General features: G+C 69.2%; 16 protein-coding genes and 2 pseudogenes. 10 read left to right on the top strand and 8 right to left on the bottom strand.

Features of this window, described 5'->3' with window-relative positions; translation table 11 throughout:
* Positions 1–157 precede the first annotated feature (157 nt).
* Positions 158–1,705, top strand: coding sequence for an endonuclease/exonuclease/phosphatase family protein (locus M1L60_RS41545; RefSeq protein ID WP_253243095.1), 1,548 nt, complete (start codon positions 158–160; stop codon positions 1,703–1,705).
* On the opposite strand, the gene M1L60_RS41540 is transcribed toward M1L60_RS41545, so the two are convergent.
* Both M1L60_RS41540 and M1L60_RS41535 read right to left on the bottom strand, forming a co-directional pair.
* Positions 1,702–4,710, bottom strand: coding sequence for a discoidin domain-containing protein (locus M1L60_RS41540; RefSeq protein ID WP_253243094.1), 3,009 nt, complete (start codon positions 4,708–4,710; stop codon positions 1,702–1,704). The two genes, M1L60_RS41545 and M1L60_RS41540, sit on opposite strands and share 4 nt — an antisense overlap.
* Positions 4,711–4,751: 41 nt before the next feature.
* A complete protein-coding gene (locus M1L60_RS41535; RefSeq protein ID WP_253243093.1) occupies positions 4,752–5,213 on the bottom strand; it encodes a MarR family winged helix-turn-helix transcriptional regulator in 462 nt (153 codons plus the stop codon).
* 88 nt (positions 5,214–5,301) lie between these two features.
* Between M1L60_RS41535 and M1L60_RS41530 the strand changes: the two genes are divergently transcribed.
* Together M1L60_RS41530 and M1L60_RS41525 are read left to right on the top strand one after the other, a co-directional pair.
* Positions 5,302–6,273: an aldo/keto reductase gene (locus tag M1L60_RS41530; protein ID WP_253243092.1), complete on the top strand. Its 972-nt coding sequence runs from the start codon at positions 5,302–5,304 to the stop codon at positions 6,271–6,273.
* 26 nt (positions 6,274–6,299) lie between these two features.
* The gene (locus M1L60_RS41525; RefSeq protein ID WP_253243091.1) at positions 6,300–7,376 is read left to right on the top strand and encodes a Gfo/Idh/MocA family protein; all 1,077 of its coding nucleotides are present in this window, start codon (positions 6,300–6,302) and stop codon (positions 7,374–7,376) included.
* On the opposite strand, the gene M1L60_RS41520 is transcribed toward M1L60_RS41525, so the two are convergent.
* The 4 genes and pseudogenes from M1L60_RS41520 to M1L60_RS48645 all read right to left on the bottom strand — a co-directional run bounded on the left by M1L60_RS41520 (position 7,373) and on the right by M1L60_RS48645 (position 11,123).
* The gene (locus M1L60_RS41520) at positions 7,373–9,268 is read right to left on the bottom strand and encodes a putative bifunctional diguanylate cyclase/phosphodiesterase (RefSeq protein WP_253243090.1); all 1,896 of its coding nucleotides are present in this window, start codon (positions 9,266–9,268) and stop codon (positions 7,373–7,375) included. The two genes, M1L60_RS41525 and M1L60_RS41520, sit on opposite strands and share 4 nt — an antisense overlap.
* Before the next feature lie 117 nt (positions 9,269–9,385).
* Entirely contained in the window at positions 9,386–10,381 is a 996-nt protein-coding gene (locus M1L60_RS41515) for an Nramp family divalent metal transporter (RefSeq protein WP_256518370.1), read from the bottom strand.
* Positions 10,382–10,568: 187 nt separating this feature from the next.
* A pseudogene (locus M1L60_RS41510) lies at positions 10,569–10,808 on the bottom strand (hypothetical protein); the annotation flags it as partial.
* Positions 10,809–10,877: 69 nt separating this feature from the next.
* Positions 10,878–11,123 (bottom strand): hypothetical protein, encoded by a 246-nt coding sequence (locus M1L60_RS48645; protein WP_498370530.1) that lies wholly within the window; start codon positions 11,121–11,123, stop codon positions 10,878–10,880.
* Here M1L60_RS48645 and M1L60_RS41505 point away from each other — a divergent pair.
* The gene (locus M1L60_RS41505; protein ID WP_498370531.1) at positions 11,043–11,849 is read left to right on the top strand and encodes an AAA-type ATPase lid domain-containing protein; all 807 of its coding nucleotides are present in this window, start codon (positions 11,043–11,045) and stop codon (positions 11,847–11,849) included. The two genes, M1L60_RS48645 and M1L60_RS41505, sit on opposite strands and share 81 nt — an antisense overlap.
* Here the strand turns inward: M1L60_RS41505 and M1L60_RS41500 are convergent.
* Positions 11,808–12,660, bottom strand: a pseudogene (locus M1L60_RS41500) (IS630 family transposase); the annotation flags it as partial. The gene M1L60_RS41505 and the pseudogene M1L60_RS41500 sit on opposite strands and share 42 nt — an antisense overlap.
* Before the next feature lie 234 nt (positions 12,661–12,894).
* On the opposite strand from M1L60_RS41500, the gene M1L60_RS41495 reads away from it, so the two are divergent.
* The 4 genes from M1L60_RS41495 to M1L60_RS48115 are packed head-to-tail and all read left to right on the top strand — an operon-like array spanning position 12,895 to position 18,238.
* Positions 12,895–13,398, top strand: a complete 504-nt coding sequence (locus M1L60_RS41495; protein ID WP_253243088.1) for a DUF4365 domain-containing protein — start codon at positions 12,895–12,897, stop codon at positions 13,396–13,398.
* Entirely contained in the window at positions 13,395–14,501 is a 1,107-nt protein-coding gene (locus M1L60_RS41490; protein WP_253243087.1) for a hypothetical protein, read from the top strand. The genes M1L60_RS41495 and M1L60_RS41490 overlap by 4 nt, the downstream gene beginning before the upstream one ends.
* Positions 14,502–14,528: 27 nt before the next feature.
* Positions 14,529–15,164, top strand: a complete 636-nt coding sequence (locus M1L60_RS41485) for a hypothetical protein (protein WP_253243086.1) — start codon at positions 14,529–14,531, stop codon at positions 15,162–15,164.
* On the top strand, positions 15,161–18,238 hold the full coding sequence (locus M1L60_RS48115) for an ATP-binding protein (protein WP_253243085.1): 3,078 nt from the start codon (positions 15,161–15,163) through the stop codon (positions 18,236–18,238). The genes M1L60_RS41485 and M1L60_RS48115 overlap by 4 nt, the downstream gene beginning before the upstream one ends.
* An 88-nt stretch (positions 18,239–18,326) precedes the next feature.
* On the opposite strand, the gene M1L60_RS41475 is transcribed toward M1L60_RS48115, so the two are convergent.
* Positions 18,327–19,325 carry an aldo/keto reductase gene (locus tag M1L60_RS41475; RefSeq protein WP_253243084.1) on the bottom strand — a complete coding sequence of 333 codons (999 nt, stop codon included), beginning with the start codon at positions 19,323–19,325 and terminating at the stop codon, positions 18,327–18,329.
* Positions 19,326–19,450: 125 nt separating this feature from the next.
* Here M1L60_RS41475 and M1L60_RS41470 point away from each other — a divergent pair, with 125 nt between their 5' ends.
* Together M1L60_RS41470 and M1L60_RS41465 are read left to right on the top strand one after the other, a co-directional pair.
* Positions 19,451–20,293 carry a helix-turn-helix transcriptional regulator gene (locus tag M1L60_RS41470; protein ID WP_253243083.1) on the top strand — a complete coding sequence of 281 codons (843 nt, stop codon included), beginning with the start codon at positions 19,451–19,453 and terminating at the stop codon, positions 20,291–20,293.
* A 32-nt stretch (positions 20,294–20,325) separates the two neighbouring features.
* Complete coding sequence (locus M1L60_RS41465; RefSeq protein WP_253243082.1) at positions 20,326–21,060, top strand: CPBP family intramembrane glutamic endopeptidase; 735 nt, start codon at positions 20,326–20,328, stop codon at positions 21,058–21,060.
* The last annotated feature ends 23 nt before the right edge of the window (positions 21,061–21,083 follow it).

Raw genomic sequence — 21,083 nt, 5'->3', positions numbered from 1 at the left:
TGTTGAATCAACACGTCAACACGTATCCAGATGTTCGAGGCCGCTCACGACGCTCTCCGCGCCGTGGGCGGCCTTTCTGTTGATCGTGCGGCAAACAGTTCACCAACTTCACCGACTGATATTGACCACGATCGTTGGGTCGGGTTGAGTCCGGAGCATGTTCAAGCGAGCCCTGGTGGCCCTTGTCGTCCTCGTCGGCATCGTCGTCCTGCCCTCACCGGCCATCGCCGCCCCGAGCGGAAACCTGACCATCCGTACGCCCTCGGTCGTTCCGGGCGAGGCCCTGCAGGTCGAATACCGGGCCGACGCGCCGCATGCCACCAACTGGATCGGCATCTACACCGACCCCGGCAACGGGCCCGTGAACCAGCAGTTCGTCGGGCCGTCGTTCCAGTGGCAGTACGCCACCGCGGCCACCGGCACGCTGACCTTCGCCACCGGCAACTGGACGCCCGGCGCCTACATCGCGTACGGGCTGGCCCGCGACGGATACGCCTGGTTCGCCGAGCCGGTCCGGTTCACCGTCCGCAGCGCCCAGGAGCTGCAGTTCGTCGCCGCGACCACGCCGCTGCGCAACGCCAAGGCCGGGCGCGGCTATCAGGCCTCGGTCGCCGGTCTGCTCACCGGCGACACCCGGGGCGCCGCCTTCACCAAGGTCGACGGCCCGGCCTGGCTGACCGTCGGCCGGGACGGCGCGATCGGCGGCACCCCACCCGAGACCGCGGGCGGCGCCACCGCCTCGGCCACCGTGCAGGCCACCAACACCGCCGGCCAGACCGCCCGCACGCGAGTCGCGCTGGACGTGAGCCGAGCCGCCGACCGGCTGGTGCCCACGCTCAACGTGATGAGCTGGAACCTGTGGCACGGCGGCACCCGGGTCACCAACTACCGCGCCAAGCAGCTGCGCTTCCTGCTCGAACAGGACGTGGACGTAGTCGGCATCCAGGAGAACGACGGCGCGGCGGCCGCTCTCGGCGCGGCCCTGGGCTGGAACTTCCATGACGTGGGAGCGGACCTCGGCATCCTCAGCCGCTATCCGATCGTGCGCCGCGGCACCGCGCCCACGGCCGGCGGCCCCAAGGTCAACGACGTCGTGATCAGCCTCGACGACCAGTTCGGCGACGACGTGGCGCTGTGGAACGCCCACCTCGGCTACACCCCGTACGGGCCGTACGACGCCTGTTTCGGCCGCCTCACCGTCCCGCGGCTGCTGCAACGAGAAGCGGATTCCGGTCGCACCGGCCAGATCACCACCGTCCTGCAGCGGATGCAGGCGCCGCTCAACCAGTCCGCCACCACCCCGGTGCTGCTGACCGGCGACTTCAACGCCGCCTCGCACCTCGACTGGACCGCGGCGACCGCCCGGTGCGGCTACCAGCAGACTGTCCCGTGGCCGACGTCGACCCTGCCCACCCAGGCCGGGCTGGTCGACACCTTCCGCCGCGCCCACCCCGACCCGGTCGCGGTGCCCGGTCACACCTGGTCGCCGATCACCCGCACGTTCGCCGGCGGGTACGGCTACGACCAGTTCGCCGGGCAGCCCGAGCCCCAGGACCGGATCGACTTCGTCTACGCCAAGGGCGCCTGGCCGGTGCTCGGCTCACGCACGCTGGTCGCCGGCACGCCCCAGCCCATCCCCGACCACACCGGAAACCAGTGGACGTCCGACCACGCGGCCGTCCTGACCACGTTCCAGGTGCGCTAGTCCACGGTGAGCGCGATGAGCTCGGGGCCGTTGTCGAGCCAGCCGGGAACGGCCACGGCGACATAGCGAACGGTGGCGGGCGCGGTGAACGGCACGTAAGTCGCCCCGTCCGCCGAGGTCTCGATGACCACCGGTGGGCGCCGGCCTTCCGTCCAGGTCAGCGCGACTGTCCGCACGGCATGGGCCGAGCCCAGGTCGACGACCATCCGCCCGTCCGGGCCGGGTCGCCAGGCCGTGCCCGGGTCGCCGTCGACGGCTCGGGACGGCTCGCCCATGCCCGCGGGCAGCGGCGAGGTCGGGAACGTGGGGCGCCCCCGGGCCAGGTCGGCGGTCGGGGTGACCGGCCCCTCCACCGGCACGGCGTAACTGCGGCTCGCCCCGGCCGGCACGCGAACCGCCACCGGCCGATTGACGGCGGCGGAGCGCGCAGCCGGAGCACTGCCATCGACGCCGGCCGCAGCGGCGGTCAGGCGGATGTCGACGGCCGAGGTCGCCGGGGCGGTGACGGTGATGTGGTGGGAGTCGGTGACGGTGAAGCGGGTGCCGGCGGGCGCGCGGCCGGTCACCGTGAAGCGGACCGGTTCGACCGCGCCGCCGCCCGCGGTGACGGAAACGGCCAGATCGAGCCGCTGGTCCGGGCGTACGACCGACACCCCACGATAGAGCCGGTCGCCGCGCGGCAGCGTCACCGCGACGTCGGTCAGCGCGGTGCCGGAGAGATTGAGTGCGGTCAGGCAGCCGTCGGCGTCGCTGAGCCGCAGGGTGTCCGGCCCGCCGACGGGCAACGGACGGCGGGACAGGGCTGCCAGGTCGGTGCGGTCGCCGGGGTAGCCCTCGATGAGCCGGGCCGCCGGAATCGTCACGCGCGCCGACGACGCGGTGATCGGGCCGCCGGCGCCGTGGGCGACCACCCCGGCCCGCCCGTCGATGCCGGCCCACGCGCCCAGCGCCGCCGTGACCGGCACGGTCGCCGCCGTGGTCCACGTGGCGCCGTCGGTCGAGGTCTCGATGACGTACTCCACGCCGTACGCGGCCTCCCAGCTCAACCGCACGCCGGTCAGCTCGACGGCCGCGCCCAGGTCGACGGCGAGCCGGCTGTCGGCGCGGCCCCGCTCGGCGCGGGCGACCGCCCACCGGGTGGCGGCGTTCCCGTCGACCGCGTTCGCGGCCGGATAGGCGGGATCGGCCGACGACACCGTCACCGGGCGGCCGCGGGCCCGGTCGGCACCCGTCGCGTCGAGCGCTTCGATGGCGTACAGCGAATAGCCGTACTGGGTGGCGGGGGCCCGGCCCACGAAGCGAATGTGCCGGACCGTCCGTACGGGAAACAGAATGTGATCGGTGCCGCCGTCGCCGAGGCCCGGCGGGGGCGTCACCGCGCCACCCTGGCCCGTGAACGTGCGGCTGCCGTCAAGGCCGGGCACCCCGGGCATGTCCAGGGTGAACAGGCTCAGCGTGGACGGGCCCGGACCCGCGTAGATCACCGTTCCGGTCGGCAAGGTCGCATATCCGGCCCATCCGGCGGCGGTCCGCAACACCGTTGCGGTGGCGTCGATCCCGTCGCGGACCCGGGTGTACGCGGCCGTCCACTGCTGGGCCGGTGCGGCCGGCGCCGGCGGCAGGAAGGCCGACGCCCGCGTGTCGATCAGCCAGTTGTCGTGCCCGGGCTGCCACAGGAACCGCGTGTAACCGGCCTTGGTCACGGCGGCCGCGAACCCGGCCGGGGTCTGGTGCGCGGTCAGCCCGACGGCCGAGCCGAAGTCGCGGGTGCCCGAGGCCGCCGCGAAGAACTCGGCGCTGGTCACCGGCTGCACCGGCGTCTGGCGCCAGCGGTGGAACAGGTACGAGATGGCCAGCTCGGCCCGCGCCTCCGGCTCGTACTTCTCCTCGCCGCTGAACTTCGTCAGTCTGTTCCCGGGGGAGTAGCGCAGATAGGGCATGAGCCGCGCGGCCAAGTCGGCCTCGGCCCGGGCCGCGTGCCGATCGCCCTGCACCTGGGCCAGGAAGGCGAGCGGCAGCACGTCGCGCCCGTACAGGTGGTAGCGGTCGGCGACCATCGGCATCACGGGCTCGCCGGCGTCGGAGGCCAGCAACCGCAGCGTGGCCCACAGCTCGCGGCCGTTGGGCTGGTGGGTGAGCACCTGCGGCACCGGGCGCCCGGCGGCCAGGAAATGCGCGGCCGCCCGGCCCGCGGTGCGCCACAACTCGGCCTGGTAGTGCGGGTTGACCGACTCGTGGTTCTCCACCACGAACGTGTCGTGCAGATTGTGGGCGACGTTCCACTCCCGAACCGCGCGACCGTCCACGACGGCCGGGTTGGCCCGGTCGGCCGCGGGCAGCCCGCTCGCGTTGGCCGCCCAGAAGCCGAACCGGCCGGTGTCCTCGACCAGCGACCAGGCCAGGCCGGGCGCGATGGCCTGCGCGTAGACGCCCATCTCTTCCAATTTGGTGTCGCCCCGGTAGCCGCCCGCACTGCCGTTGGGCGTCCACGAGCCGCTGAGCGGGTCGTTCCCGGTGCCCAGCCCGTACGCGTATTCGGCCTGCCCGCGGGCAATGGCGTCGACGTTCGCGCGGGTGGCGTCGTCCAGCTCGGTCCACAACAGCCGGGCGGCGAGGACGAAGTACAGCTCGAACGTCGAGTCCCAGAACAGCCGCTGCCCCCATTCGGCGCCCCCGGCGAGCCGGTTGGTGGCCGCGAACCGCTTGATCGTGGCCAGCGTGTGCTGCCGCAGCGTGGCCGCGTCGATTCCGGCCGGCTCGGCGTCATAGCCGTCAACCGTCAGAAGAACAGCGTTTCCCAGTACGGCGGCGAACCGGAAATCGGCGAGGCGGTAGGCCCCGGTCCCCGCGTCCCACTGTTGCTCGACCCAGCGGGTGTGCACCAGCAGCAGCCGGTGGTATTCGTCGGCGACCGGGTCGGCGGCGCGGGCCCGGGCGGGTGTCGGCAGAACGAGCGCACCGCCGGCCGAACCGGCCAGGGCGAGCAGGGCGCGGCGGGTGACCATGAGGCCGATGCTTCCCGAGCCCATCCGCGACGGTCAATGCACTAATAAAGATTGCCGCCCTTGATGGCGGCCTCGACCGAGGTGCCGATGCGGCGCAGCGCGGCCAGGTCGCCGGGCTCGAGGCCGTCGATCAGATACTCGCGGACCGCCGCGACGTGCCCGGGGGCCGCGGCCACGACCTGGTCGTAGCCGGCGTCGGTCAGCGTGGCATTGGTGCGCCGGCCGGAGCCGGGAACCCGAGCCCGGGTGAGCAGTCCCCGGTTCTCCAGCCGCCCGACGACGTGCGACAGGCGGGAGAGCGACGCGGCCGTGCGCGCGGCCAGGTCGCTCATCTGCATGGTGCGATCCGGCTCCTCGGAGAGCACCGACAACACCATGTATTCGAAGAACGTCATCTGCGATTCGCGCTGCATCCGGGCGTCGAGCGCGGCCGGCAGGCTGATCATGATCGCGGAGTTGGCGAGCCAGGCCGCCAGTTCGTCGGGGCTCAGCCAGCGTGTCATGACACCCATCCTAGCGCCCCTTGTTGACGCATCAAGTTCGACCGTGTACTTCTTGATGCGTCAAGTTCGAACGATGAGAGGCCACGGCATGCGAAGCACTTTCCTGGGCGGGCTCGAGGTCTCTCGCGTCGGCCTCGGTGTCATGGGGATGTCGGCGTTCTACACCGGGGCGGGCCGCGACGACACCGCGTCGATCCGCACCATCCACCGCGCCCTCGACCTCGGCGTCACCCATCTCGACACCGCTGAGGTGTACGGGCCCTTCGTCAACGAGGAACTGCTGGGTCGCGCGCTCCGGGGCCGCCGGGACGGGGTCGTCCTGGCCACCAAGTTCGGGCTCGTGTCCCACACCGGGCGGCCCGGGATGGACAGCACCCCGGCCAACATCCGCGCCGCCGTCGAGGGGTCGTTGCGCCGGCTCGGCACCGACCGCATCGACCTCTACTACCAGCACCGGGTCGACACGGGCACGCCCATCGAGGAGACGGTCGGCGCGCTGAGCGAGCTCGTGACCGCAGGCAAAGTCGGCCACCTCGGGCTGTCCGAGGCGTCGGCGGCGACCATCCGCCGGGCCCACGCGGTGCATCCGATCGCCGCTGTGCAGACCGAGTACTCGCTGTGGACGCGCGCCGTGGAGGCCGAGATCCGGCCCACCCTGCACGAGCTGGGCATCGGCCTGGTCCCGTACTCGCCGTTGGGGCACGGTTTTCTCACCGGCCAGGTCCGCTCGCTGGACGGGCTGGACGAGGGCGACTGGCGCCGGACCAACCCCCGGTTCACCGGCGGCAATCTCGCGCGCAACCTGCGCATCGTCGATGAGGTGCGCGAGGTCGCGGCCGAGGCCGGGGCCACGCCGGCCCAGGTCGCGCTGGCCTGGCTGCTGGCAACCGGCGACGCCGTCGCGCCGATCCCGGGCACCACCCGGATCGACCGGCTCGAGGAGAACAGCGCCGCCGACGATCTGCGGCTCACCGCCGACCAGGTCGCCCGCCTGAACGCCCTGCCGCCGGCCACGGGTGAACGCCATGCCGAGTCCGACATGGCCGTCGTCAACCTCTGAAGTCACGAAGAACGGGAGTCACCATCATGTCGAGCAACACGATCCGCGTCGGTGTCATCGGCGCCGACACCCGGGCCAGCTGGGCCGGGGCGTCGCACATTCCGGCGCTGGCCGCCCAGCCGCGGTTCACGCTGGCGGCCGTGGCGACCCGCCGTGAGCCGAGCGCCCGGCTCGCGGCCGAGACCTTCGGCGCCGAACGCTGGTACGCCGACCCGTTCGAGCTGATCGCCGATCCGTCGATCGACCTCGTCACCGTGGCCGTCAAGGTGCCGGCCCACCGCGACCTCGTGCTCGCCGCCCTGGCCGCGAACAAGGCCGTCTACTCGGAATCGCCGCTGGGCACGTCCGTCGAGCAGACCCGGGAGATGGCCGACGCCGCCGGTTCGCTGCATACCGCGATCGGCCTGCAGGGGCGGCACAACCCGGCCGTACGCCGCGCGGCCGAGATCATCGCCGACGGACAGCTCGGGCGGCTGCTCTCGGCGCGCGTCGGCGCCACCACCTTCGGCAACGGGCCGGAGTCGACCAGCGCCTACCAATACTTCGACCAGGCGGCCGCGGGCGCCGGGTTCCTGCCGATCGCGGCCGCCCACGTGCTCGACGTGATCGAGGCGGTCCTGGGTGACATCACCGAGATCGACGCGCGCACGCGGCTGCTGTGGCCCGAGGTGAAGCTGGCCGACACCGGCGGGATCTCGGTGCGGGAGGTGCCGGACCACCTCGACGCCATCGTCGGTACGGCGTCCGGCGCCCCGGCGAACGTGCAGATCCTGGCCGGTGTGCCCGCCGGCGAGGCGTTCTTCCAGTTCGACGTGCGCGGGTCGGACGGCTGGCTGCGGCTGACCGGCGATCACCCCGCCGGAGTTCAGGTCGGTGATCTCACGCTCACCTCGAGCGTGGGTTTCGCCGCGCCCGACCGTCCCGTGGCCACCGGGGCCGGCCCGGCCGTGGCCGGGATCTGGACGGGAGCGGCCATCAACGTGGGCGAGGTGTACGCGAGCCTGGCCCGCGACATCGAGAACGGCACCCACCACACGCCCGGGTTCGCCCACGCCCTGCACAACAGCCGCCTGGTCGCCCGCGTGGCGGGGACAGCCGGCTAGGCGACCTGCAGCGTCTCGCGCAGCTGGGTGGTCAGCGCCTCGGCCGTCATCGGCTTGGCGAAGTGGTAGCCCTGGGCGGTGTCGCAGCCGATCTCGCGCAGGGCCTGCACCGCGGCCTCGTCCTCGACGCCCTCGGCCACGACGGTCAGGCCGAGGCGGTGGCCCAGCTCGACGGTCGAGGCGACCAGGGCCCGGCTGCTGTTGTCGTCGGCCATGTCCAGCACGAACGAGCGGTCGATCTTCAGCTCGGCGATCGGGAGCAGCTTCAGGTACGTCATCGACGAGTAGCCGGTGCCGTAGTCGTCGATGGACGCCTTGACGCCGGACTCGCGCAGCCGGTGCAGCGCGCGGATGGCCGTGTCGGGGTCGCTCATCAGGGCGTACTCGGTGACCTCGATCGACAGCAGATCGCCCGGCACACCGCTGTCGGCCAGCAGCGTCGCCACTCGGTCGGGGAACTGCGGATCGAGCAGGCTGCGGGCCGACACGTTGACGGCGATGGGCACCCGGTGGCCGGCGTCGAGCCAGGTCCGGGCCTGTCGCAGCGCCATCGTCAGCACCCGCTCGGTGAAGCGGTGCATGAGGTTGGTGACCTCGAGGACCGGGATGAAGTCGGCCGGTGAGACCGGGCCGCGCTCCGGGTGGTGCCAGCGGGCCAGGGCCTCGACGCCGACCAGCTCGCCCGTGTCGACCGCGACCTTGGGCTGGTAGTGCAGGGTCAGCTGTTCCGGGTCCTCGACGGCGCGGCGCAGGTCGCCCAGCAGCGAGAGCCGGGCCGCGGCGTCCTGCCGGTTCTCGCCCTGGAAGCGGCAGAAGCCGGTGCGGTTCTGCTTGGCCTCGTGCATGGCGGCGTCGGCGTGCCGCAGCACGGTGACGACGTCCTCGCCGGGCGCCGCGGTGGCGGCGCCGATGCTGACCTCGAGGTCGATGGTGATCTCGTCGAGCACGAACGAGCGGTCGAAGGCCTCGGTCAGGCGGGCCGCGATCGTCTCGCCGATCCGGGGCTCGGGGTCGCGCAGCAGCACGGCGAACTCGTCGCCGCCGAGCCGGGCGACCACGTCGGCGCCGCGGACCAGCGAGGCCAGCCGGCGGCCGGTCTCGACCAGCAGCAGGTCGCCGACGCGGTGCCCGAGCTGCTCGTTGACGTCGCGGAACCCGTCCACGTTGATGACCAGCACGGTCGGCTCGCCAGGCAGCGCCTCGGCGACGTGCTCGGCGAAGGCGGCCCGGCTGCGCAGCCCGGTCAGCGGGTCGGTGCCGGCCATGGCCTCGACCTGCCGGCGGTAGGCGCGGCGGGACAGGCCCAGGGCGCCCAGCACGACCAGCCCGGCCACGAAGACGACCAGGACGGCGATCACCGAGTTGCGCGACTCCTGCAGGGCCTGGGCCTGCTTGCGGTCGTAGTCGGCCAGGTGGTGGTCCTGCTCGGCCAGCAGTTCGTTCATCATCGCCGTGTACTCGGGCTCGAGCACCTCTTCGACGGTCACCTTGGCCGCGCCCATGTCACCCCGGTCGACCTGGGCCAGGAAGCCCACGACGACCATGCGCAGGTTGCGGTGCCGGGTGGCCACGTCGGTGGCCTCGCCGCTGTGCTCCTCGTCGATCATGGCCATGCGGGCCATCGCGTCGTCGGCCCGCTGGTTGGCGGCGAGCAGCTCGTCGCGTTCCTCGCCGTCGTGCTCCAGCATGGTGCCCTGCAGCACCGCCATCTCGGTGGTCAGCTCGAAGGCCGCCTTCTGGTACGCGTCGGTGTCGGAGCCGGCGGCCGCCACCTCGCGCACCAGCGCCGCCTGCTGCCAGTTGGCCACCACGGCGTAGCCGGCCAGGCCGGCCAGCAGCAGGGCGAACAGCACGGTGAGCGCGCGGGCGGGACGGACACGGGACAACGACACGCCGGCCTCCTCGTCCGTCCTCGGATCGGTGCGGGAGAAGTCCCGCTAGACCGAGCATCGGACGCCCCGGTTCCCGGTTGACCCACTTCCGGTTGCTAACCGGTAGCAGAGCGCCACTCAGGCCAGAAAAGTGTCGTAGAGCAGGAAAGCGTTGAGGCCGATGATGAGCGTGGCGATGGCGGCAGCCACGGCGTTGGTGAGGGGCTTGTTGACGAAGGTGCCCATGATGTCCCGGCGACGGGTGAGCATCAGCAACGGCACCAGGGCGAACGGGATCCCGAACGAGAGCACCACCTGCGAGATCACCAGGCTGTCGGTCAGCGGCAGGCCGAGCGCGAGCACGACCAGGGCGGGCGTCATGGTCACCGCGCGGCGCACGAACAGCGGGATGCGGCGGCGGATGAAACCCTGCATCACGATCTGACCGGCGTACGTCCCGACGCTGGACGACGACAGGCCGGAGGCCAGCAACGCCACCGCGAAGGCCAGGGCCGCGCCGCCACCGACCAGCCGGCCCAGCCCGTCGTGGGCCGACTGGATCGCGTCGCCGGTCGCGAACGCGGTGCCGTGGAACAGCGAGGCCGCGATGACCAGCATCGACAGGTTGATCAGACCGGCCGCGCCCAGCCCGATCAGCACGTCGATCCGCTGGAAGCGCAGCAGTTCGCGTTTCTCGCCGTCGTCGCGGCAGGCGACCCGGGACTTGGTCAGCGCCGAGTGCAGATAGACGACGTGGGGCATGACCGTGGCCCCGATGATGCCGCACACCAGCAGCAGGCTGTCGCCGCCGGCCAGCCGGGGGACGAGCCCGGCCGCGAGTCCACCGGGGTCGGCGCCGACGACGATCAGGTCGTACAGGAAACCGAGGAAGACAATGCCGAGCAGGCCCGCGATGGCCAGCTCGAAGCGGCGGTAGCCGCGCTGTTCCAGGGCCAGGATGCCGAACGCGACGACCGCCGTGATCAGCCCGGCCGGGAACAGCGGCACGCCGAAGAGCAGGTAGAGGCCGACCGCAGCGCCCAGGAACTCGGCCAGGTCGGTCGCCATCGCGATGATCTCGGCCTGCACCCACAGCCCGCGCGACACCGGCTTGGGGAAGTGCTCGCGGCACAGCTCGGCAGGTCGCGGATCGGCGCCCTGACCGGCAAGGTGGCGGTGATCCTGGGGCAGACCCTCGTCCAGCTCGCCGATCTCGCTCGTCAGGGCGGGGCTGCCACCCCACGGCGTCTGCTCCTCGGCGACCAGCGATCTCCGGCAACGGGATGATCGACAGGAACAGCTTCTGCCATTCCAGCCAGCGTTCCTGCACCTGGCGGAACATGTTGCCGCGGATGGCGCCGTCCGACGCGCCGTAGACCCGGTGGTCCTTCTCCTCCTGCATCGGGAAGTACGAGCGCAGCACCTGCTTGAGCGGGTCCTTCTTCTGCGCCTTGCGGAACGTGTAGTCGGTTCCGTAGTGCGAGACCGGCTGGTGGTACTGCGGTTCCCAGGACAGCTCCTGGATCTTCTGATGAGCCTTGGCCACACTCTGCCGACTCATGAGTCACTCCTCATCCTTGTCTGCGTCCTACCCGACGCATCAGAACTCAACTGCCGGTGAGCGGCGGTCTCACATTGAGTCAGGGCGTTCTTCGAAAACCGCGGCGCGGATGTCGGCCAGGTGCTTTTTGACTCTTTCCCCGACCTGGCGGTCGCCCTCGGCCGCCGGTTCGATGCCGAACGCGCGCAGCAGGTCAGCCGCCGGGCCACCTGGGTCGGCGCCGCCCAGCACGGGATGCAGGCCCTGAGCAGCCAAGTGGTGGAAGACCACATTGACGACGGTCCACGGGTTGTACGTCTCGGGCGCCGGGTCCATGAGCCGCGCGCCTTCCTGCCCGGCCTGGCCGGCTCGGGCGGCCTGTGGCTACGCGGCTGCCTGCAGGCGAAGGCGGCGTACGCATCCGGCGAGTGGCTCGTGCTCGAAGGCGAGGCCGGCGTGGGGAAACTGGCCGTGCTGCGCGCCATCCACCAGCACGACCACCCCGGCGCGCACTTCGCCGTGGCCGACGCGGCCACCCCCGGCCGCGCCTGGCTCGACGACGTGCGTCGCGAGCTGCAGGGATCCGGCGGCGCCCTGCTCATCCAGCACGCCGACCGCGCGGCCGGGGCCCTGCTGGAAACCCTGTGCCGCCTGCTCGAACAGGCCCGCACCGCTTCGGCCGCGCCGTGGGTCGCGCTCACCCTCAGCCCGCGCCACGACAGTGGGGAGCTCGCGGGTCTGCTGCGCTTCTTCGCCAGCACGGTCGAACTGCCGCCGCTGCGCTACCACCCCGAGGACGTGCAGGCGCTGGTCCCGTTCTTCCTCGCCAAACTGGTGCCGGACGGCCGCCTGGAGTGCTCCCCACCGGCCCTGCAGATGCTGAGCAGATCGAGCTGGCCCGGCAACATCGAACAGTTGTGGCAGGTGCTGCGCAACATCGTCCAACACTGCCGAAGCGGCGCCATCCAGCCCCGAGACCTGCCACCCGAGTGCCGAACCGTGTCGCGCCGCCTGCTCAGCCCGGGCCGCCCAGGCCCGGATCGTCGGCGTCTTGTTCGCTGACAGGTTGTCGAGGATGACGTAGATCGGGGCGCCGTCCGGCCGGGCCTTGCGGATGGATTTGAGCGCGGACAGGGTGTGGTCGCCGCCTTTGCGGCAGCGCATCACACCCCAGAGCTGGTCGTCGGCGAAGCTGTAGCAGCCGTGGAAGTAGCGGATCCCATGGGTGCGTTTGTAGGTCGCCGGCAACCGGTCGGGATGCGTTCGCGGCGCCCAGCCGCCACCGTGGTGCGGGCGGATCGACAGCGGCCCGAACTGGTCGAACGCGAAACACCGCTGCGGGAACCGGGTTGTCACCTCTTCGATGCGGTCCAGCTTGGCGTCGAAGTCGGGGTCCTTGGATTCTTTCCAGGTCCGGGTGCGCTGCCAGCTGACGTCGTTGTCGCGCAGCAGCTGCCGGCAGCCGTTCCCGTCCGACGGTCACCTGGCGCACCGGGTTGGTGGCCAGGTAGTCGGCGAGTTTGCGCAGGCTCCAGCGGGTGAACGGGCGACCGAGTTTGCTCGGGCGCGTGGTGGCCGTCGCGACGATGAACGCTTCATCGTCGTCATTGATCCGGCGGGGACGGCCTCCCGCCCACTGAGGGTCCAACGCGCGAAGACCGATCTCGTTGAACAGGTGGATCACGTCGCGCACCGTGTCTTCATGCGCCGCAACCAGCCTGGCGATCGAGGGCACCGGCGTCCCGGACGCCGACGCCATGATGATCAACGCCCGGCGGACACGGACCGAATCATGCTTCCCACGGCGCACCAGTTGCTGCAGCCTGCGGCCCTCGTCCTGAGTCAACCGCCGTGCCCGTACCGGCTCGGCCACCGGCCCACCTCACTCTCGACAGCGAACATCACCGTCGAGAGTGAGCCCAACATCTCTGGCCACGACGAACGCCGCCCGGCGTGTCACCAACCCAGCAAACGTTCATGGACAACGCACTAGCAGAATGCGGATCGCAGGCGCAATCTCAATGCCGACAAGCCAGGGTCTGACTTTGACGCATAGCCGGCAGTAAGCTTCCCGCTACGGTGAGCAAGGCTCGCGGAGGGAAGTTTGATGCTCGACGCGAGACAGCACCAGGGCAAGTTCGGTGAAGACTACGTACGCGTCTTGGCCTCGGCAGCCGGGCTTGTTGTCACCAAAGAAGACATCGATGCCGACGGCGTCGATCTCGGGTTGAAGTCCGTCGCAGGTCGTGCTCGGACATACTCGCCCACCATCGAGGCGCAGGTAAAAACCTGGTCGACGCCGTCGGTATCCGCGGGCTATCTGAACTATCGGGGCCTTGACGAGTGGCAGTTCAACAGGCTAGCCGGGCCGAACTTCTCCATACGTCGTTACCTCTTCCTGATCACAGTGCCGGCCGAAAGTCACCTGTACGCTTCGTCGCTTACTGACGGTGTTCTGCTCCGGCATCTCGGCTACTACCTGTCACTTGAGACCGAGCAACCGATCGCTGCGCCCGACCGTTCCCGCAAACGCGCGGTGCGGGTTCCGATCGCCAACGTCTTGACGGCAGCTACCCTCCGCCGGCTCACGGAGACGGAGCTGGACCGGTGACCGCCACGATGGATGTTCTAAAGGTGGCCGATATCGTCGACTATTTGACCAACACAGGCTGGCAACCCGCGCTCAGGAACGGTCCCGGCGGCGAGCGAGCGACGATGTGGCACCACCCGGACAACTTCGAAGTTCTGGTCCCGGCCAGCGACATCATGGGTGATTCCGCGCGGCGAATCCGGGAAATTCTCCGCTGCCTGGCTGATCTCGAGGACCGGCCTGCGACGGACATCGCTTCCGAGATCGCGTTACCGAAGCTGGACAGGCAGTACTTCAAGGCATTCGCTTCCGGTCACGATCCTGGCTATGCCTCGTTGCTCGGCGGCGTCCAGACTATCAACGCCATTCGCAACCTACTGGACGTCGCCACCCGGACGATCGCCGAAGGACCGCACTACGCGTTCGTAGGAAGAGCCGCGCCGGGGCTGCGCGGGATACTGCGGGCGGCGGAATTAGGGCCAACCCGTGCGGGCAGCTATATCGTGGAGATGCGCTTGGCCATCGGCGCCGTGGCGCGGACAGCCGTCGACGAGGAGTTGACCGGCCGAGCCGTTCTCACCCAGATGCTGGAGTCAGCAGCGGCGGCTCAATCCGCCGTGATGACCGGAACTCCGGCCGCCTTCGACGACGCGGTGACTGAGGGTGTTTCCGCGAATCTGTGCCAGGCGCTCGGCGATCTGTGCGGAACCGAGCGCAGGGACGCCTTCGAAATCACATTCCGCTGGGCTCGTGCCATGCCGCTGGACGGGGCGTCGAGCCATGTCCTGCCGTTTCCGGCTGGATCTGGTCCGTTACTACAGGCGGCTGGAAGTCGGCTGCGGAAGTTGGTCGCTTCAGGTGCGGCGACGGTGACCGGGATCGTCGAGAGCTTGCACGACGATGTCGTCGGTGCGGACCGGTGGCGGATCAAGGTACGTGGCTGGCTTCGGACCGACCGAGTGGAGAGCGCACGACGTGCGGTCTGGGTTCGTCTTGCTGACCAAGCATCGTACGACCGAGCCATCACGGCACATCGCGAGCATCGCGAGATCACTGTCTCCGGTGAGCTGACCAGCCCCGCCGGTCGAGTGGAACTGGTGCCCGGCCAACTCGCCGGGCTCTGAGCTGACGTAAAACCCAGGAGGATTGCCGTGACCAATGTGTCGACAACCCGGTGGCAAGCTTCGATGTTTGCACTGATGGTGGTGGCTCGCCCAATAACGAACAGGGAGCTCCGGGAGCTTGCCGGCTTGGAAATCACGGCAGACGTCCGGCGCTGCGCCGACAGTAAGATTCTCCGTTCGAGCCCTTCCGAGGATGAGCCCATCATTAAGGTCAGCGAGCGCGGAATACACACCTACTCGCTGTCGGCCCGAGGATTAGCTTGGTGTGAGTCGGCCTTACTCGATGGACCACCGGATGATGCGAAGTTCCCTTCTGGTGTCCTCTACGCGGTTCTGGAAAGAGTCGGGCAGCATTTGGCGCGGTCCGGCACGAAGTTCAAGGAATTCTTTCAGCCCGACCTCGAGACGTGGATCTACGCAGCGTACGCCGACCTCACGTCTCGGCGTCCCGGATCGTGGGTGAAGCTGTCGTCGCTGCGGCCGAGGCTTGGCACCACGTCACGCGACATGGTGGATGCCGCGCTCGACCGGATGATCGAGCTCCCCGGATTCCATTTGAAGAGTGAGCTCAACCAGTCTGCCCTCACCGATGCTGACCGGGAGGCATCGCTGAGGATCGGAGGAGAGGACAGGCACCTGCTCAAGATCGAGGCGTCGGTGTGAGCCGGGAGCTCGCAGCCCTCGACGCGGTGAACCTCAGCCCGGTCCTCACCTCGGAGGAGGTGTGGGCATCGTTGGAACCGCACCACGTGGGAAGTCTCCATTCGACGGTGTCCAGGCGTTTGTCCCGGTCGATTACCTTGCTGGCCCAAAGGAACACTCCGACGATCTCTGTACTGCAGGGCGACCGCGGGTCCGGCAAGACCCACCTCTTGGGCTGGGCCCGGCAAGAGATCCAGCGGCAGGGAGGCTTCTTTTTCTACATGAAGTTGGTGGCCGGTCAGGATTTCTGGACCAGTGCTACCGGAAGCTTGATCGACAGCTTATACCGGAAGGAGGACGGCGGTCAGGACCAGCTTCTTTACCTTCTCGGCGTGCTGACAAGGGACGCCGGTATCGATGTTCAGCATCGCGCTGCCATTCTGGGTGAACTGACGCTGACGCGTGCTGCTGTCGATGCGTTCGTCGACGGAATCCGGCGCCTGGACCGGCAGGTCGGCAACGAAGCCGCCGACACGGCTCGTGCACTTGCACTACTGGCGTCCTACGGCGATGCCGTTGAACACGGCAAGGCATATCTGGCCGACGACCCCGGCGCTGTCGAGACTCGGGCTGAATGGGGCCTTTCAGGTCGACGGCGACCGGCCCAGCTTCTCCTGCGTGACTTGACGCGCCTCTTCGCTCTCGCCGGACCGCTGGTGTTCGCGTTCGACCAGCTTGACGACCTTGTACGCGCCTCAGATACCTCGCTTGCGAGCCCGGCCAATCGGGAGAGCCGCATCGCGCAGCGTATGAGCGGAGACATCGCGTCCGGACTCATGGATCTGCGAGAGGAAACTCGTCGCACGCTGATGATCGTCGCGTGTCAGGAGGATTCCTGGCAGAAGATCTCACGGGCAGCAGTGGTGAGAAGCGCTCTGGATCGCTTCGAGGTGCTGCCGGCTCTGGGGGAGATTCCCGACAAGGTGACCGCCACCGCGATTGTCAGCCGACGGCTTCGATTGGCTTATGAGTCTGTGCAGTTCGAGCCGCCGTATGCCACGTGGCCGATCGCCGATAGGGCTTTCGCTGAAGTGCCGTCTCGATATACCGCACGACGGCTGCTCGTTCGTGTGGCCGAACATATCGCCACATGCGTCCAAAGCGGTGTGGTCACCGAACTGGAATCCCTGGAGGACAGGGTTGCATCGCCGGCGCTGACGCGTCCAGTGGCCACGGTCGACAGTGAAGTTCTCAACGACCTGTTCGACAAGCTACGGGACGAAGCAGACGCTACGACACCGCTCGACAAAGCGACCGAGGACAGCGTGATGCCCGCGCTACTCGAAGCCGGGCTGCTGAGCCTCATACATGAACTAGAGGTGGACCAAGCCAAGTTCACAATCGACGCGGACTTCGGTGGAAAGCACGCTCTGCACGCCCGGCTGCGTTATCAAATCACCGAGCGGACCGACAGAGAGGCGCATTGGTCGTTCCGCGGGATCGCAAGTGAAAACCCGATCGCGGCGCAGAACCGGATTCGTGACGCGGTTGCCGAAGCAGGGTTGGCCAAAGGCCTTCCGACCCGCCGCCTGACCTTACTCCGTAATACGGGCTATCCGAGCGGTCAGAGGATGACTGAGATTCGGGAGGATTTCGTCGCTCGCGGCGGGTTGCCGGTCCCGATCAGCGGGGGCGACCTGCGCACGCTGGCCGCCTTGCGAACAATGCTCAACCAGCGACCACCGGGGCTGGAAGCCTGGTTGCGCACCGCGAAACCGTCCAGCCGGACCGAGCTGTTTGCTGTCGTTGCTGACGATCTGCGGCAGTACCTCAACGGACCAACTGACCAGGAATCAGTCGAGGCAACGGCGCCGGCGGACATCATAGTCGGCGTGAAAGCCCGAGGGGGTGCTCCATTCCTTGTGGCAACCAGCCAGCTCACCAAACACACGGTAGTGGTAGGCGCTGCGGGTTCCGGCAAGACCGTTCTGGTGAAGCGGCTCATCGAGCAATGCGCTCTCCGTGGTGTGTCGGCCATCGTCCTTGATCCAAATGACGATCTGGCCCGGCTGGGAGACCGTTGGCCTCAGCCGCCGGACGGGTGGACGCCGGAGCAGGAGGAGCAAGCGGAGCGCTACTTCGGGAAAACCGAGGTGCTGGTATGGACCCCGGGCCTCAAGCGGGGCCGCCCGCTCTCCTTCCATCCCCTACCCGATTTCGGACCGGTCCTAACGGATGAGGACGACTTCCAACGCCTCATCGCATCTACCGTGGCCAGTCTCGGGCCCCAGGCTGGAATCCGAGGGAACGGCTCTCGGGCGTTGCAGCAGCAGGGTGTTCTGCAGCGTGCGCTCGCCACCTACGTCAGGAGCGGCGAGCGCACACTGACCGGCTTTGTCGATTATCTCAATGAGCCGCCAGACGGCCTGTTCAACAGCCGCACGAGGCGCATCGCCATGCAGATCGCGGACACCCTGGAGGCAGTGGCGGAGACCGACCGCCTGTTCGACGAGTCGATCCCCGCCGCTGATCCCGGCATGCTGCTGACCCCAGCCGAGGGCATGTCCTCCAGAATTTCGGTCATCAACTTCGTCGGGCTCTCAAAGGAGGAGGGGACCCGCTTCGTCGCCCGCCTCCAGGCAACGCTTTTCTCGTGGTTCAAGGCGCATCCGGCGGGCGTCGGTAGGCTCGGCGGTCTGCTGGTCATGGACGAGGCTCAGAATTTTGTTCCGGCAGTCGGGGCAAACACGAGTACGAACAGCACGATCGAAATTATTCGTCAGGTTCGCAAATACGGACTCGGCGTCGTCCTCGCGTCGCAAGCGCCTAAAGGAATCCACAACCAGGTTTTTGGCAACACGGCCAACCAATTCTTCGGGCGGCTGACTGCACCCGCCCAGATCGCCGCAGCCCAGCACACAGCTGAATTGCGGAACACCTCGCTGGAGGATCTCAGCAGCCTGAGCGTAGGCATGTTTTATGGAGCTGGTGAAGGCACTTCGTTTACAAAGATCCAAGCACCGCTGTGTTTGAGCCATGACGGTGGTCCGTTACGAGAGGACGAGGTGGTAGCGCGCGCTCATCGCCGTTCCTGAAAGCAGCCGGAGTACCCCTCATCTGGGTTGTTGTATGAAGTCTAGGTTCGAGTAACAGCCGCGATGAGTGGGCGCCCCGTCGGACAAGTTAGTTGCCGGCGCCGAGGGTGTTCATCATCGCGGTGGGGTAGCGGTCGCCCTTGGCGGCGCCGGCCGGGACGGCCTTTTCGATCTCGGCCAGGTCGTCGGCGGTCAGGTCGACGTCGAGGGCGGGCAGGGCCTCGGACAGGCGGTCGCGGGTGCGGGCGCCGATCAGCGGGACGATGTCGTCGCCCCGGGCGGCCACCCAGGCGATGGCCAGTTGGGCCACCGTGCAGCCCTTGGTGGTGGCGACGCGGCGCAGGGCCTCGACCAGGGACAGGTTGTGGTCGAGGTTGTCGCCGGAGAAGCGCGGGGTGTGGCCGCGGAAGTCGCCCGGGTCGCCGCCGCGGTCGGCGTTCCAGTGGCCGGAGATCAGGCCGCGGCTCAGCACGCCGTACGCCGTGAGGCCGATGCCCAGCTCGCGCAGAGTGGGCAGGACGTCGGCCTCGATCGCCCGGGAGATCAGCGAGTATTCGATCTGCAGGTCGGCGATCGGGTGGACCGCGGCGGCCCGGCGGATCGTGTCGGGGCCGACCTCGGACAGGCCGACGTGACGCACGAAGCCGGCTTCGATCATCTCTTTGATCGCCCCGACGGTCTCTTCGATCGGCACCGCGGGGTCGAGACGGGCGGGGCGGTAGATGTCGATGTGGTCGGTGCCGAGCCTGGTCAGCGTGTAGGCCAGAAAGTTCTTGACCGCCTCGGGGCGACCGTCCTGACCGTTCCAGGACATGTCGGGGCCGCGCAGGCCGCCGAACTTGACGCTCAGCACGTAGCTGTCGCGGGGACGGCCGCGCAGGGCCTCGGCCAGCAGCAGCTCGTTGTGGCCCATGCCGTAGAAGTCGCCCGTGTCGATCAGCGTGACGCCGGCGTCGAGGGCGGCGTGCACGGTGGCGATGCTCTCGGACCGGTCGGCCGGGCCGTAGACGCCGTGGGACATGCCCATCGCGCCGAGGCCGAGCTTGCTCACGGTCGGACCGGTCTTGCCGAGAGTGACTGTCTGCATCGTGTGCTCCTTCGTCGTTGTTCTCACCGACCATGCCCCCGATGCGAGCCGGGCGGCAGCGGAGCGTTCATCGTGGGATCGGCGCTCCCTGGCTACATGACTGCCGATCGAGGCAGCATGGACGCATGCAAAGGGATGAGCTGGCCGACTTCCTGCGTCGCCGGCGCCAGGCGATCCGCCCGGCCGAGGTCGGTCTGGGCGACGGTCGCCCGCGCCGCACGGCGGGGCTGCGGCGCGAAGAGGTGGCGATGCTGGCCGGCATGTCGGTCGACTACGTCGTCCGGCTGGAACAGGGCCGCAGCAGCCAGCCGTCCACCCAGCTGCTGGCGTCGCTGGCGCGGGCGCTGCGGCTGTCCGACGACGAGCGCGACCACCTGTTCCACCTCGCCGGCCATCAGCCGCCCCCGGCCGAGGGCCCGGCCCGGCTGGCCCGCGCCGGTTTGCTGCGCATGCTCGACCTTCTCGGCGACACCCCCGCGGTCGTGCTGTCGGATCTCGGGGAGACGCTCGCTCAGAACCGGGGCGCCCTGCTGCTCTCGGGCAACCAGGTCGGCCTCACCGGCCACCGGCGCTACCACGCCTACCGGTGGTTCACCGACCCGTCGGCCCGCGCCGTCCACCCTTCGGAGGACGAAGACCGTCACTCCCGGGTGATCGTGGCCGACCTGCGGGCGGTGGCCGGGCGCCGGCACGACGACCCGGCGCTGGCCGACCTGATCGCGCGGCTGTCCGCGGAGAGTGACGACTTCCGCCGGCTCTGGGCCGAGCACGAGGTGGCGGTCCGGCGCTTCGACCGCAAGACCTTCGTGAACTCGCGGGTCGGGCCGCTGCTCATGGATTGTGAAACCCTGGTCACGCCCGACCTGGGCCAGATGCTGCTGGTGCTCACCCCGGCCGACGACGACACCAGAGAGCGGTTCGAGCTGCTGCGTGTGCTCGGTCTCCAAGAGTTCCCGGCCGGCGTGTGAGTTCCGCGTTCGCGGGTACGCTTCGGCCGGTCATGTCTTCAGTTGCCGTCAAACCTCAGTCCCGCCGCAGGTTGTTCCTCCTCCTCGGCGCCGTCGTCCTGATCCTCGCCGCGGTGAACGTCGCCGACAAGTTCGGCCCGCACCACACCGGTCTGGTGGCCGGTCCGGTCGTCGCCGTGCTGCTCGTCCTCCTGGCCCGCCGGGCCGGTCTGAGCTGGCACGATCTCGGGCTCTCACGCCGCACGTTCGTGCCCGGCCTCAAGTACGCGGTGGGCGCCGTCCTGGCCGTCGCCGTCGTCTACGGGATCGGCGTGGCCCTGCCCTTGACCAGGCCGGCGTTCCACGACGTCCGCTACCATCTGCACCCCGGCGCCGCCCTGATGACCGCGTTCATCATCGTGCCGCTGGGCACGGTGCTGCTCGAAGAGATCGCCTTCCGCGGCGTCCTGCTGGGCCTGGTCAACCGTCACCGGGGTGCGGTCTGGGCCAGCATCACGTCCTCGGTCCTGTTCGGCCTGTGGCACATCCTGCCCTCGCTGCGCCTCAACAGCGCCAATGCCGCCGTCGGCTCGGTCTTCGGCTCGGGCGCCACCGGTCGCATCCTGGCCGTGCTGGGGGCGGTGGCCTTCACGGCGTTGGCTGGTGTGCTGCTCTGCGAGCTCCGCCGCCGAAGCGGCAGCCTGCTGGCCGCAGCCGCCCTGCACTGGGCCACCAACGGCCTGGGCCTGCTTGTCGCGGCTGCGCTCGCCACAACCAGCTTCGCCTGACCAACTGCCGGAAGCTCCGACGG

It is taken from the genome of Paractinoplanes aksuensis (assembly GCF_024137025.1).
Classification (GTDB): domain Bacteria; phylum Actinomycetota; class Actinomycetes; order Mycobacteriales; family Micromonosporaceae; genus Actinoplanes; species Actinoplanes aksuensis.
Note: the sequence above shows the minus strand (reverse complement) of the source record. Positions and strands in the feature narration are given on the sequence as shown.